This window comes from Brevibacterium salitolerans (genome assembly GCF_039531405.1).
GTDB classification, from domain to species: domain Bacteria; phylum Actinomycetota; class Actinomycetes; order Actinomycetales; family Brevibacteriaceae; genus Brevibacterium; species Brevibacterium salitolerans.
In genome coordinates this window covers 84,622-96,412 of the sequence record NZ_BAAAPZ010000006.1, presented here as the reverse complement: position 1 = coordinate 96,412, position 11,791 = coordinate 84,622, and the positions used below count along the sequence as shown (strand labels likewise).

The following is an 11,791-nucleotide window of genomic DNA, read 5'->3' as shown; positions in this document are numbered from 1 at the left end:
AACGTTAGAGAACCCGACCCCGCAGCGGTGCGTACGTCGCCGCGTCCCCGGGCCAGCGGTTCCCCAGGAAGGATGAATCACCCACATGCGGATTGTCACTTTTGTCAAGTACGTGCCGGATGCCGCCGGCGATCGCTCCTTCGAGTCCGACAACACCGTCGACCGTGAGACCGACGGCCTGCTGTCGGAGCTCGACGAGTACGCGATCGAAGAGGCTCTCAACCTCACCGACAAGGACAAGGGCTCGGAGACCATCGCCCTCACCGTCGGTCCCGCGGAGGCCAAGGACGCCGTTCGCAAGTCCCTGCAGATGGGCGCGGACAAGGGCGTGCACGTGCTCGACGACGCCATCTCCGGCGCCGATGCCGTGGGCACCGCCAAGATCCTCGCCGCCGCCGTGCGCAAAGTGGAGGCCGACGAGGGCCCGGTGGATCTCATCATCACGGGCCTCGCCTCCACGGACGGACAGATGTCCGTCGTCCCCGTCATGGTCGCGGAGCTGCTGGGCCGCCCCGCCGCCACGCAGGGCTCCGCACTCGAGGTGACCGACACCACCGCGACGATCCGCCGTGACGGCGACGTCGCCTCCCAGCACGTCGAGGTCGCGCTGCCCGCCCTGGTCTCCGTCACGGACCAGATCAACGAGCCGCGCTACCCCTCCTTCAAGGGCATCATGAAGGCGAAGAAGAAGCCCGTCGCCCAGTACGACCTGGCCGACCTGGGTCTGGATGCGGCCGAGGTGGGCGGCGCCGGCGCGCTGGTCCAGCTCGTCGAGCTCTCCGCGGCTCCTCCGCGCAGCGCGGGCGAGATCGTCACGGACGAGGGCGACGGCGGCACCAAGCTCGTCGAGTGGCTCGCGAACAAGAAGCTCGTCTGAGCTGCGCCCAGAGTGCCCGTCACCTCCAGCCCCTCCTCGCGTAAGGAATAGAACCCTATGTCTGAAGTTCTCGTTCTCGTCGATCACGCGGACGGCAGCGTCCGCAAGTCCACCTTCGAGCTGCTGACCGCCGCCGCGCGGATCGGCGAGCCCGTCGCCGTGTTCGTGGGCGATGCCGCCGCCGGCGAGGCCGCCGCCCCCACGCTGGGTGAGTACGGTGCCGCGAAGGTCCTCGTGGCCTCGGACGCGGCCTACTCCGAGTACCTCGTGGCCCCGGCCGCCGAGCTGCTCGCACACCTCGTCACGGAGCGCCAGCCGGCCGCCGTGCTCGTCCCGGCCTCCGCCGACGGCCGCGAGATCGCCGCCCGTGCCGCGATCAAGACCGGCTCCGGCCTCATCACGGACGCCGTGGACGTGGCCGCCGACGCCACCGCCTCGAAGTCCGTGTTCGCCGCCGCCTACAACTCGACGGCCAAGGTCACCGCCGGCACGCCGTTCATCGCCGTGAAGCCCAACTCCGTCTCCGCCGAGCCGGCCTCCGGCGCCGCGGCCGTGGAGTCCGTCTCCTTCGCGCCCTCCGACGCCTCCAAGACCGCCCGCGTGGTCCGCGTCGAGGAGAAGCCCGCCTCCGGCCGGCCCAACCTCACCGAGGCCGCGATCGTGGTCTCCGGCGGACGCGGCACCGGCGGGGACTTCTCCCCCGTCGAGGCCCTGGCGGACGCCCTGGGCGCAGCCGTGGGCGCCTCCCGTGCAGCTGTGGATGCAGGCTGGTACCCGCACTCGCACCAGGTGGGCCAGACCGGCAAGGCCGTCTCCCCGCAGCTGTACGTGGCCGCCGGCATCTCCGGTGCCATCCAGCACCGCGCCGGCATGCAGACCTCGAAGAACATCGTCGCCATCAACAAGGACGACGAGGCTCCCATCTTCGAGCTCGCCGACTACGGCGTCGTGGGCGACCTCTTCTCGGTCCTCCCCCAGGCCACCGAGGCGGTCAACGCACGCAAGTGAGCGTGAGCGCGGCGGCGCTTGCGCCGAGGCGCTTCGGTGCCGTGGCGCGTCAGCGTGAATGCCTAGGTTCGCAGCGGCGCTTTTGGCGCAAGACGTGAGCGCCCAGGCGTCGCGTGAACGCCGCATCAGCGCAAGCACCGTGAAGGGGCTCTCCCACCCACATATATGTGGGTGGGAGAGCCCCTTCGCTTTGTGTGAAGCGCTGCGATCCGTGCGGGCCGCGTCAGCAACGAAGGTGCGCGCCTCTCCGCATGCCGCCGCGGCCTCGGAGGTCTGTCGCCGCGCTCCACGTGCATGCCGCGCAACATCCTGCGCACCCGCCTCTTCTGCCGCGCGCCCCATACCCGTCCTGGGCACCCGCTTCGCGTCAGCATGACACCCGCTTCTCGTCTCGGATACCCACTTCTTCACGCGAATTCGCGGGTGTCTGGGCGAGAAGCGGGTGTCATCCCCGCGGATGCTCATGAGGGGACACGCGGGGCCATTGCCCGCGGTCTCGGTGGCTGGGCGGCTTGGTGACTCGGTGACTCGGTGACTCGGTGACTCGGCTCAGTGTACGAGCGGCGTGATCGTGTGTTCGCGGCCCAAGGCCTCGAAACCCACGCGGGCGCAGGAGCGCAGTCCGGCCTCGGCAGCCGGCAGGAGGACGACCGGAACCCCGAGCTCAGCCTCGAGGACCGTCCGCACGGCCGCCGAACGCACCACTCCCCCGGTGGCCGGCAGCACCTCCGGCGCGGCATCGAGGCGGACGAGAAGCTCGCGCACCTCTCCGGCAAGAGCACGCACTGCGGCGAGGTAAGCACGATCGGCGTCCGTGGTGCCTTCCCCCGCCGCCTCCACACCGCTGGCGTCCGGCACTTCGCCGTTCTCTGCGCTCACCCCTGCGCTGCCCGCTGCGCTCACCCCTGCGCTGCCCGCTGCGCCTGAACCACCAGGGCCCCTTGCCTTGCCGGCAGCACTGCTGCCACCCATCGCCGCGCCGCTCTCTGCACTGCTCTCCGCAGCGCCACCCGTCGCAGCGCCACCCGTCTCCGCATCACTCTCTGCCGCGCCGCTCGCCGCACTGCTCTCCGCGCCACTCTCCGCAGCGCCACCCGTCGCCGCACCGCGCGCCGCCGCACCGCGCGCCGCCGCACCGCGCACCACCGCGCCGCTCTCTGCCGCGCCGCTCCCTACCGCATCATTCCGCGCCGCTCCCCGCTCCGTGGCCGTACCTCCGCCCGTTCCCGCTTCCGCGGCGAGCGCACGGAGGAGAGCGGCCTCCGCGGCAGCATGTGCGGCCTCGGAGTGCGGGTCTTCGAGACCGAGCTCCCTGCGACGCACCCGCTCCAGGGCCTCCCCGGCCTCGGGCATACGTGCGAGCGCGAGGTGCCCGGCCGGATGGGTGAGGCGGTGGTGTGTGCCGGGCTCACCGGTCTCAGACGGCAGCGGCAGCGCCGAGGCCGGCCGTGGATGCACGTGCGCGGCCCAGCCCGTCGTGCCCAGGTGCAGGTAGAGGCTTCCCGGCATGCTGCCGACCATGCCGTCCGTCGCCGCGCCCGCGTCGCCGAGTGCCATGACCACCGGCAGCCCCGCAGGCAGTCCGAACTGCGCTGCGGCCTCGGGCGTCACCTCGCCGATCGTTCCCGGGTCCGTCAGCTCCGGGAAGGCCAGCGGCTCGAACACGGGACCGAACGGGAACCAGTCATCGGTCCGCGTGAAGTAGGCCGAGGTGGTGCTGGCCGTCAGCCTGTCGCAGACGCTCCTGCCCGTGAGCGCGAAGCCCAGCCAGCCGGCGGCGGAGAAGAGGATCCGCCGGGAGCGCTGCATCGCCTCGGGCTCCGTGCGGGCAAGACGCAGCAGCTTGGGCGGGAGCGCATCGGGGCCGGGAGCCAGCAGGAGGCGGGCCGCCCAGTCCGGGCGCGCCGCGAGGAGCTCCGCGAGTTCCGGTTCCGCCTCCGTGTCCGAGTAGAGGACAACCGGGTGTGTGGGTTCGCCGGCGGCACCGAGCAGCACGAGGTCCTGCATCTGACCGGTCACCGCGAGGGCGAGGAGCGGCGGGATGGGCGCGGCCGACGGAGCGGGCTCTCCCGGCGGGACGGAACCCTCGGGCTGACCGGGATCTCCGGGCTGGGCGGAAGCACCGAGCGAAGCGAGCGCATCCTCCTCGGCCGACGGTCCCTCTGCGGCAGAAGGGCCCTCCCCCGAGAGCAGGCCCAGAAGCTCCCCCAGCACCGCACGGACGGCGGTCTGCCAGTCCAACACATGCTGATGCATCCGCCCGTGCGGTCCGCGCTCGGTGGGCAGCGGTGCGGCGGCCTCGGCGAGGGTTCGGCCCGAGGCGTCGACGAGCGCGGCCTTCACGTGGCTGGTGCCGAGGTCGAGGGCGGCGATGCACCCGGGCGCCGGATCCGGAGACGGCTCCGTGTCCGGACGTGCGGAGGGGCGAGGGGTGGAGGAGCACGAGGTCACCCGACCATCGTAGTGAGCGCGCTCGCGCGTGCCGAAAGTCCGGCCGCGTCTCCCCCGCACCCGGAAGGGGTGGTGACCGGCGTCACGAACGGCGATAGGTTGGTGCCGTACACCCGTTCCGGCAGGAGGAGACCGAGGAGACCATGAAGAAGCGATTGATACTGCTCGCAGGCGTGGGGATCGGGTTCGTGATCGGCTCGTACTCCGGACGATCGAGCTACGAGAAGCTCCGCGCCCGGTTCGACGAGCTCGTCTCCGACCCGCGGGTCCGGGAACAGGTCGGACGAGCCGGCGAGGCGGTGAAGGACAAGGCGCCGGAGGTGGCGGCGGGCGTGAAGCACGCGGCCGCCGCGGCCGCGGAGAAGGCCGGAGAGCTCAAGGAGGCCGTGGAGCACCGGACCGCCTCGGACACCGGGGACGCGGCCTCGGCCCCCGATTCCGCCGAGGAGCAGACGGAGGCGGACCTCGATCTGGAACCCGAGCACATCCCGCCCCTGGGCGACGGGGAGATCGCGCTCGATCCGGATTCCGAGTCCGATCCCGAGACGCCCATGGAGGACGAGGGACCGCTGCACGAACGCTGAGCTGCAGGACGTCTGTGCCCCGTACGGAGCCGGCGGGGTACAGACGCACGCACTGCGCTCACACGCGAAGAGGATTCACCGGCGCACCTCCCACCGCCTCGGACGGGGCACAGACGCGCTCAGAGCAGCGATGAGGTCAGCCGGCAGACGTTCTCGATGTATTTGCGCATCATCGACCGCTGCCGCCAGACCTTGGGATTGAGCTGCGCGGAGTGGGCGCGGTAGTCCTGCTCCTCCAGCTCGTACATCTGCGCGGCGAAGTCCCGGTCGATGACGAACAGGGACACCTCGTGGTTCATGGAGAACGAACGCTGGTCCATGTTCGAGGAGCCGATGACGGTGACCTGGTCGTCCACGATCATGAACTTCGAGTGCAGCACCGTGGGGGCGTGGTACTGGTAGATCTCCACCCCGGCCTCCACCAGCTCGTCGTAGTAGGACTCCTGTGCCTTGGCGGTGACCCAGTGATCGCTGGTCGCACCCACGTACAGCCTGACCGCCACGCCGGACTGCGACTCCGTCTTCAGCGCGGTGAGCAGGGCGGTGTCCGGCACGAAGTACGGCGAGCACACCACGACGCTCTCATTGGCGTTGTAGATGAGGTGGGTGAAGAGCTGGATGTTGTTCTCCTGCTCGAACCCCGGCCCCGAGGGCACCACCTGGGCGAGCATGCCCCCGTCGTCGGGCAGGTCGAGCTGCCGCTCGAACTCGTCGAAGAGGATGTCGTCCGTCTCCGAGTACCAGTCCGAGGCGAAGACCGCGTTGAGCTCGTCGACGACCGGCCCGCGGCACTCCACCATGAGGTCCTTCCACCGCAGCCCGCGCCGGAGGTTGGCCCGCTTGTTGTAGGACGGGTGGATGACGTTCTGGGAGCCCGTATAGGCCACCTCCCCGTCGACCACGAAGATCTTGCGGTGATTGCGCAGATCCGGCCGCTGGTACTCGCCTCTCCACGGGCGGATGGGCAGGCTCCGGCGCCAGGGAACGCCTGACTCGTCCAGCATCCGCACGAGCTGCTTGTACCCGGGATACCCCAGCGACCCGACGTGATCGACGAGGATCCGCACGCGCACACCCCTGCGGTGCGCGGCCAGCATCGCCTCGATGAGTCCCTGCGTGTCCTGGTCGAGCGCCACGATGTAGAACTCGAAGTGGACGTAGTCCACAGCGCGTTCCGCAGCCTCCTTCATGAGCCGGATGCACTCGGAGGAGTCCTGCAGGAGGGTGAAGTCGTTCCCGTGGACCATCGGCAGCGCGCCCAGCTCGTAGTTGAGCTGGGCCGAGGTGGACAGCGGGAGCGGCAGATGGTCGTGCTTCCCGACGATCGCCTGGTGGCCTGCCTCCTCCTTCACCAGCTGGTTGATCTCGTGCTGCTTCTCCCGCCGGCGCAGCGGCAGCTTGGGCGAGCCGAGGAAGAGGTAGACCAGCAGCCCCAGGAAGGGGAACAGGAAGATGAGCATGAGCCACCCCAGCGCCACCTCCGGCTTGCGGCGGTAGGGGATGGTGCCGAGGGCGATCACCCGGATCGCGAGATCCAGGCCCAGGACCACGAACGCCGTCCACCCGGGCAGCTGCGACTGCGCCCACTGCACGAGCCCGGCGGTGTCCATGGCAGCTCCTAGTCGCAGGCGCATCTGCGGAGGTGGGAAGTGTGTACGCCATGAGCCTATCGTCCGGGCCGGACACGGCGGACGTCTGCACCCGGCCCCGACGGGCGAGGACCCACGCACTCCCTTCGCCACTCAGCTGCGATGGGGTGGTGAAGGGAACCTCCTGGGCTCCAGAGGCGATACCCCGATCCGGCCTCAGGAACGTAGATGCTCCAGCAGCGCGCCGCGGAAGAGTTCCGCTGCGGGACTGAGCCCGATACCTGCCCTGTGCACTACCGCGAGGGTCCTCTCCACCTGTTCCTCCAGAGGGATGATGACGATGCCCGAGAGCTGCATGAGCGGGACTACCAAACGCGGCACCGCAGTCATGCCCATCCCCGCGGCGACGAGACCGCCCACCGCCGCGATGCTCCCTGCACTCACCATCTCCGAGACGCGCACCCGCTGCTGGGCCAGTGCTCTTCGCACCAGAGGGCCGATGCTGGTGATCGCGTCGAACGCAACGAACGGCTGCGCCTGGAAATCCGTCCACCGCAGCAGTTCCCTGTCTGCGTACTCGTGTCCCGACGGCACCGCTGCCACGAACCCGTCGCGGATCGCGACCTCTGCCCGGATCCCAGCAGGCAGAGCCTCGTCTACTGCCACAAGACCCAGCTCAGCACCGCCTTCGGCGACGAGCGCCATCGCTGTGTCCTGTTGACCGTCCTCGAGCACAAGCTGCACGTCCGGGTACGTATCGCGGAATCCCGCCACCACTGCGGGGAGCACGGTGGCCGCGACCGACGGCAGACATGCCAGGCGCACGGACCCGACCGAGCCTGCGGAATACGCCGAGGCGAAGCCCACTGCGTCCTCGAACGCTCGCACGGCAGTCGCCGCACGTTCGGCAACGGCAGTCCCCGCATCCGTAGGAACAGCCCCCTGCGAGGTCCGCACGAACAGTCTGATGCCGATGCGCCTCTCCGCCTCTGCGACAGTCCGGCTCAGCGCAGGCTGGCTCACGCCCATCTCCGCGGCCGCAAGCGTGAAGCTGCGCAGGCGGTGCAGCGCGACGACGGAGGTCAAGTGCCTCATCCCCAAGTTCATGCGTTCAGGTTATGTCCTCAGAGAGAACCGGTATTGGACGCTTTTCCTGGGTTGTCGGAGCATGGACGGGACACCGAGAAGGGAATCGACGATGCTTTCGCTCATCGGCTATGCCACCATGCTCATCATCCTCGCGCTGCTGCTGACGCAGCGCGTCTCCCCCGTCGTCGCGCTGGCGGGTGTGCCCATAGTCGCAGCTCTCATCGCCGGCAACCCACCCGGAGAGGTGAGCGGTTTCCTCAGCACGGGAGTCGCCGGGGTCGTCGACGTCGTGGTGATGTTCGTCTTCGCCATCGTCTTCTTCGGGATCCTGAGGAACGCAGGCTTCTTCGATCCCGTCATCGACGCCCTCGTGCGATTCGGTGGCGGCTCTCCCCGAACAGTCACCGTGGCCACCACCGCACTCGCATGTGTCGCCCATCTCGACGGCGCAGGAGCGACGACCTTCCTCGTGACCATTCCGGCCATGCTCCCCCTCTACCAGCGCCTCGGGATGAGCAGGCTCACGCTGACGGCATGTGTGGGACTGGGAGCAGGAGTGATGAACATCCTGCCCTGGGGCGGCCCCAGCGCACGCGCAGCAGTGACCGTGGGGGTGGATGCGAACGAGCTCTGGGTCCCCCTCATCCCTGCCCAGATCGTGGGGATCGCGGCGGCTCTCGCTATCGCATTCCTCCTCGGACATCGTGAAGCCCGCCGCCTGGCCCGCGGCGGTGCGGCGGATTTCACCGACGGCCACGGTGAGGGAGAGCCCGCGAGTACGGATGCAGCCCACCCGACCGCACCCGTGCCGCGGAGCGCTCTCCGCCAGTGGACAAACGGCCTCCTGCTCCTCGCCGCCCTGGGTGTGCTCATGTCCGGCATCGTCTCCCCGGCGATGGTGTTCATGGTCGCAACTATCCTCGCCCTGCTCCTCAACCACCGCGGCATGAAGAGCCAGGTCGCACAGTTCGACCACAGCGCGCAGTCCGCCATGCTCATGGCGAGTACGCTCCTCGCCGCGGGTGTTCTCCTCGGGGTGCTCGAGGAGAGCGGCATGATCGCGGCGATGGCCAAGAGCGCCGCCGGCGTCCTCCCCACGGGGCTCATGCCCGTCCTGCCTCTGCTCGTCGGGATTCTGGGCGTTCCGATGAGCCTTCTCTTCGGCCCCGATGCCTACTACTTCGGTGTGCTGCCGGTCCTGACCGCGGTGGGAGCGGAACACGGCATCGATCCGGTGGTGCTCGCACAGGCCTCGATCATCGGCCAGGAGACCGTCGGCTTCCCGATCAGCCCGCTCACCGGGGCGTTCTACCTCCTCGTGGGCCTTGGCGGGGTGTCGATCGGCAGGCATATCCTCAATCTGATCGGATGGGCGTGGATCGTCAGCGTCGTCATGCTCGTCGTCGCCGTACTGATGGGAGTGATCCCCGCATGGACCGCCTGACACCCGCGCTCCGTCCGCGTCCCAAGGATCCCGGGCACATCCGCCTCGGCGCCGGTGCCGGATACGCCGGTGACCGGATCGACCCTGCTGTAGAGCTGGCCCAGTTCGGAATGCTGGACTACCTCGTCTTCGAACTCCTGGGCGAGCGGACTGTTGCAGCAGCCCAGCTCAGGCGGCTCCACGACCCCGACACCGGTTACGACCCCATGCTGCTCGAACGCATCGACGCCGTAGCTGCGCACTGCGCGGCCAATGGAACGACGGTCATCACCAACGGCGGCGCGGCGAATCCCCTTGCGGCCGCCCGTGCAGTGGCAGAGTTGCTCGCCCAGCGGGGCATACCTCTGACAGTGGCAGCCGTGACCGGTGACGACGTACAGGCAGCCGTTGCGGCTGCGGACCCGGTGCTCTGGGAGACAGGAAGACCCGTCTCATCTGCCGGGTCGGCGCTGATCTCGGCGAACGCCTACGCGGGCAGCAGCGGAATCATAAGTGCGCTGGCTCGGGGAGCTGACATCGTCATCACCGGGAGGGTCGCGGATCCTTCCCTCTACGTGGCGCCGCTGTGCCACAGCTTCGGCTGGGCTCCCGACGACTGGCACCGCCTGGGAGGGGGCACCCTCATCGGCCATCTCCTCGAATGCGCAGGGCAGGTGACCGGGGGATACTTCGCGGACCCCGTCACGAAGCCGGTGGACGGCCTCGACCGCCTCGGCTTCCCGTTCGCAGACGTGGCCGCCGATGCCTCTGCCGTCCTTTCCAAGCTGCAGGGGACGGGCGGCACTGTCACCACGGCCACCTGCACGGAGCAGCTCCTCTACGAGGTGAACGATCTCCGCAGCTACCTCACGCCCGATGTGATCGCCGACTTCTCGCGGGCACAGTTCGAGCAGCTCGCCCCCGACGAGGTACGGGTGAGCGGCGGCACCGGCCGCGCCAGACCGGCAGAGCTCAAAGCGACACTCGGCTTCCACGGCGGCTGGGAGGGCGAGGGCCAGATCAGCTATGCGGGTCCGCGCGCCCTCGACCGCGCTCAGCTCGCCGCGGAGGTCGTGCTGAGCAGACTCGACCGCGTCCATGGCATCGTCCCGGAGGACGTGGGCGTCGAGTTCATCGGCACGGGCGCAGCCCTCAGACGTCCGCCCTCCGCGGTTCCCGAGGAAGTGCGACTGAGGATGGCGGCCGTCCTGCCCGAACGGCGCGCGGCGCTGGCGGTCGGCCGGGAGGTCGAGTCCCTCTACACCAACGGCCCGGCAGGGGGAGGCGGCGCACGGCACTCCATCCGTGAGGTCATCGCCGTGAAGTCCGCAAGCATTTCCAGGGACGCCGTCTCCTCCGAAGTGATCCTGCACCGGCCCGCGACGGGCGAAGGGACTGCGGCGCCAGGGGATTGCACCATCGACGAGGAGGCCTGATATGACCCGTGTCGACGAGCTGGCGGACGCCCGCACAGGAGACAAGGGAGACTCGCTGATTCTCGCCGTCGTCGCCCGCAGCGAGGACGGCTTCGAAATGCTCGCGGAGAAGCTCACACCGCGAGCGGTGGCCGAGCACTACGGCTCCCCGGTGGAGCGGGTCTCCCGCACCGAGCTGCCGCACCTCCGGGCCCTCACCTTCACTCTCGCTGGATATCTGGGCGGAGGGGTGACCGGTTCGTCCCTCCTCGACGGACACGGGAAGGCGCTCAGCTACCATCTGCTCGACCTCGACCTGGAGTGAGCAGCCCCGAAGGAACAAGTGCCCGCATATTCCATTCGCCGCCCCGCCGAGGCGGGCAGGCGAAGGAGATGAGAGGACCCTCGGGCCGAACACGGCGATCCCCCGCACCGAGGCGGTGCGGGGGATCGCGGAGGAAGCCGGCCGGAGCTCCACACAGATGCGGCAACTGCGCGCTGCTCACCTGCGGCAGCTGCACGCTGCTCAGATGTGGCGGCCGCCGGCGATCTCCTGCACAGTGCCGGTCATGTACGAGGACATGTCGGAGGCGAGGAACAGCACCACGGACGCGACCTCGGAGGGCTCACCGGGGCGGCCCATCGGGATCTCCGCGAGCTTGGAGTCGATGACGTGCTGCGGCATGGCGGCGGTCATGGCGGTGTTGATGAAGCCGGGCTGGATCGCGTTGACGCGGACGTTCTTGAAGCCCACCTCCTTGGCGGCGGCCTTGGTCATGCCCACGATGCCTGCCTTGGCGGCGGAGTAGTTCGTCTGGCCCAGCATGCCGACCTTGCCGGAGATCGAGGAGACGTTGATGATCGAGCCGCCGTTCTCCTGCTCGCGCATGATGCCGGAGGCCGTCTTGAGGCCGTTCCAGGTGCCGCGCAGGTGCACGGCGATGACCTGGTCGAATTGCTCCTCGGTCATCTTGCGCATGGTGGCGTCACGCGTGATGCCGGCGTTGTTGACCATGACGTCCAGGCTGCCGAACGTCTCCACCGCGGTGCGGCAGAGCGCCTCGACCGCCTCGAGCGAGACGACGTTGCAGGCCACGCCCACAGCGCGGTCGCCCACACCCAGCTTGGCGGCGGCCTCGACGACCGCCTCCTCATTCAGATCGCCCAGCACGACGTTCGCGCCCTCGGCAACGAACGCCTCCGCGATCGCGAAGCCCAGTCCCTGCGCGGCTCCCGTGACGACTGCTGTACGGCCTTCGAGAAGTGCCATGTCCATTCTCCTTCAGAGATTCGTGTGGTGAGGATTCGTGTGGTGGAGCAGGCCCGTGCCCGAGGCCGGCTCGCCCCGCGCGGGG

Annotated in this window: 10 protein-coding genes; 6 read left to right on the top strand and 4 right to left on the bottom strand. The window is 69.3% G+C overall.

The features are described from left to right. The first annotated feature begins 85 nt into the window (after nucleotides 1-85). Together ABD240_RS08500 and ABD240_RS08495 are read left to right on the top strand one after the other, a co-directional pair. Nucleotides 86-877 (top strand): electron transfer flavoprotein subunit beta/FixA family protein, encoded by a 792-nt coding sequence (locus ABD240_RS08500; protein WP_291793296.1) that lies wholly within the window; start codon nucleotides 86-88, stop codon nucleotides 875-877. Nucleotides 878-934: 57 nt separating this feature from the next. Then, the gene (locus ABD240_RS08495) at nucleotides 935-1,885 is read left to right on the top strand and encodes an electron transfer flavoprotein subunit alpha/FixB family protein (protein ID WP_291793294.1); all 951 of its coding nucleotides are present in this window, start codon (nucleotides 935-937) and stop codon (nucleotides 1,883-1,885) included. Nucleotides 1,886-2,434: 549 nt separating this feature from the next. Here the strand turns inward: ABD240_RS08495 and ABD240_RS08490 are convergent. After that, complete coding sequence (locus tag ABD240_RS08490) at nucleotides 2,435-4,336, bottom strand: FGGY family carbohydrate kinase (RefSeq protein ID WP_344336867.1); 1,902 nt, start codon at nucleotides 4,334-4,336, stop codon at nucleotides 2,435-2,437. A 143-nt stretch (nucleotides 4,337-4,479) separates the two neighbouring features. Between ABD240_RS08490 and ABD240_RS08485 the strand changes: the two genes are divergently transcribed. After that, on the top strand, nucleotides 4,480-4,920 hold the full coding sequence (locus ABD240_RS08485) for a hypothetical protein (RefSeq protein ID WP_291793289.1): 441 nt from the start codon (nucleotides 4,480-4,482) through the stop codon (nucleotides 4,918-4,920). 119 nt (nucleotides 4,921-5,039) lie between these two features. Here the strand turns inward: ABD240_RS08485 and cls are convergent, their stop codons facing one another. Together cls and ABD240_RS08475 are read right to left on the bottom strand one after the other, a co-directional pair. Then, entirely contained in the window at nucleotides 5,040-6,530 is a 1,491-nt protein-coding gene (gene cls / locus ABD240_RS08480; RefSeq protein ID WP_291793285.1) for a cardiolipin synthase, read from the bottom strand. Nucleotides 6,531-6,725: 195 nt separating this feature from the next. Continuing rightward, entirely contained in the window at nucleotides 6,726-7,604 is an 879-nt protein-coding gene (locus ABD240_RS08475) for a LysR family transcriptional regulator (RefSeq protein WP_344336866.1), read from the bottom strand. Between the two features lie 103 nt (nucleotides 7,605-7,707). On the opposite strand from ABD240_RS08475, the gene ABD240_RS08470 reads away from it, so the two are divergent. Genes ABD240_RS08470 through ABD240_RS08460 form a run of 3 tightly spaced genes read left to right on the top strand, consistent with a single transcriptional unit; the run spans nucleotide 7,708 to nucleotide 10,761 of the window. Continuing rightward, complete coding sequence (locus ABD240_RS08470) at nucleotides 7,708-9,042, top strand: CitMHS family transporter (protein WP_291793278.1); 1,335 nt, start codon at nucleotides 7,708-7,710, stop codon at nucleotides 9,040-9,042. Next, a complete protein-coding gene (locus ABD240_RS08465; RefSeq protein ID WP_291793274.1) occupies nucleotides 9,030-10,457 on the top strand; it encodes an acyclic terpene utilization AtuA family protein in 1,428 nt (475 codons plus the stop codon). Before ABD240_RS08470 ends, ABD240_RS08465 begins: the two co-directional genes overlap by 13 nt. A 1-nt stretch (nucleotide 10,458) precedes the next feature. Then, nucleotides 10,459-10,761 (top strand): AtuA-related protein, encoded by a 303-nt coding sequence (locus tag ABD240_RS08460; protein ID WP_291793271.1) that lies wholly within the window; start codon nucleotides 10,459-10,461, stop codon nucleotides 10,759-10,761. 201 nt (nucleotides 10,762-10,962) lie between these two features. On the opposite strand, the gene fabG is transcribed toward ABD240_RS08460, so the two are convergent. Further along, nucleotides 10,963-11,706: a 3-oxoacyl-ACP reductase FabG gene (gene fabG / locus ABD240_RS08455; RefSeq protein WP_291793268.1), complete on the bottom strand. Its 744-nt coding sequence runs from the start codon at nucleotides 11,704-11,706 to the stop codon at nucleotides 10,963-10,965. Nucleotides 11,707-11,791: the final 85 nt, after the last annotated feature.

Bases quoted from the DNA above. Each gene is read 5' to 3' on its own strand.
- ABD240_RS08500 (WP_291793296.1), top strand. From the start codon at position 86: ATGCGGATTGTCACTTTTGTCAAGTACGTGCCGGATGCCGCCGGCGAT.
- ABD240_RS08495 (WP_291793294.1), top strand. From the start codon at position 935: ATGTCTGAAGTTCTCGTTCTCGTCGATCACGCGGACGGCAGCGTCCGC.
- ABD240_RS08485 (WP_291793289.1), top strand. From the start codon at position 4,480: ATGAAGAAGCGATTGATACTGCTCGCAGGCGTGGGGATCGGGTTCGTG.
- cls (WP_291793285.1), bottom strand. From the start codon at position 6,530: ATGGACACCGCCGGGCTCGTGCAGTGGGCGCAGTCGCAGCTGCCCGGG.
- ABD240_RS08475 (WP_344336866.1), bottom strand. From the start codon at position 7,604: ATGAGGCACTTGACCTCCGTCGTCGCGCTGCACCGCCTGCGCAGCTTC.
- ABD240_RS08470 (WP_291793278.1), top strand. From the start codon at position 7,708: ATGCTTTCGCTCATCGGCTATGCCACCATGCTCATCATCCTCGCGCTG.
- ABD240_RS08465 (WP_291793274.1), top strand. From the start codon at position 9,030: ATGGACCGCCTGACACCCGCGCTCCGTCCGCGTCCCAAGGATCCCGGG.
- ABD240_RS08460 (WP_291793271.1), top strand. From the start codon at position 10,459: ATGACCCGTGTCGACGAGCTGGCGGACGCCCGCACAGGAGACAAGGGA.
- fabG (WP_291793268.1), bottom strand. From the start codon at position 11,706: ATGGCACTTCTCGAAGGCCGTACAGCAGTCGTCACGGGAGCCGCGCAG.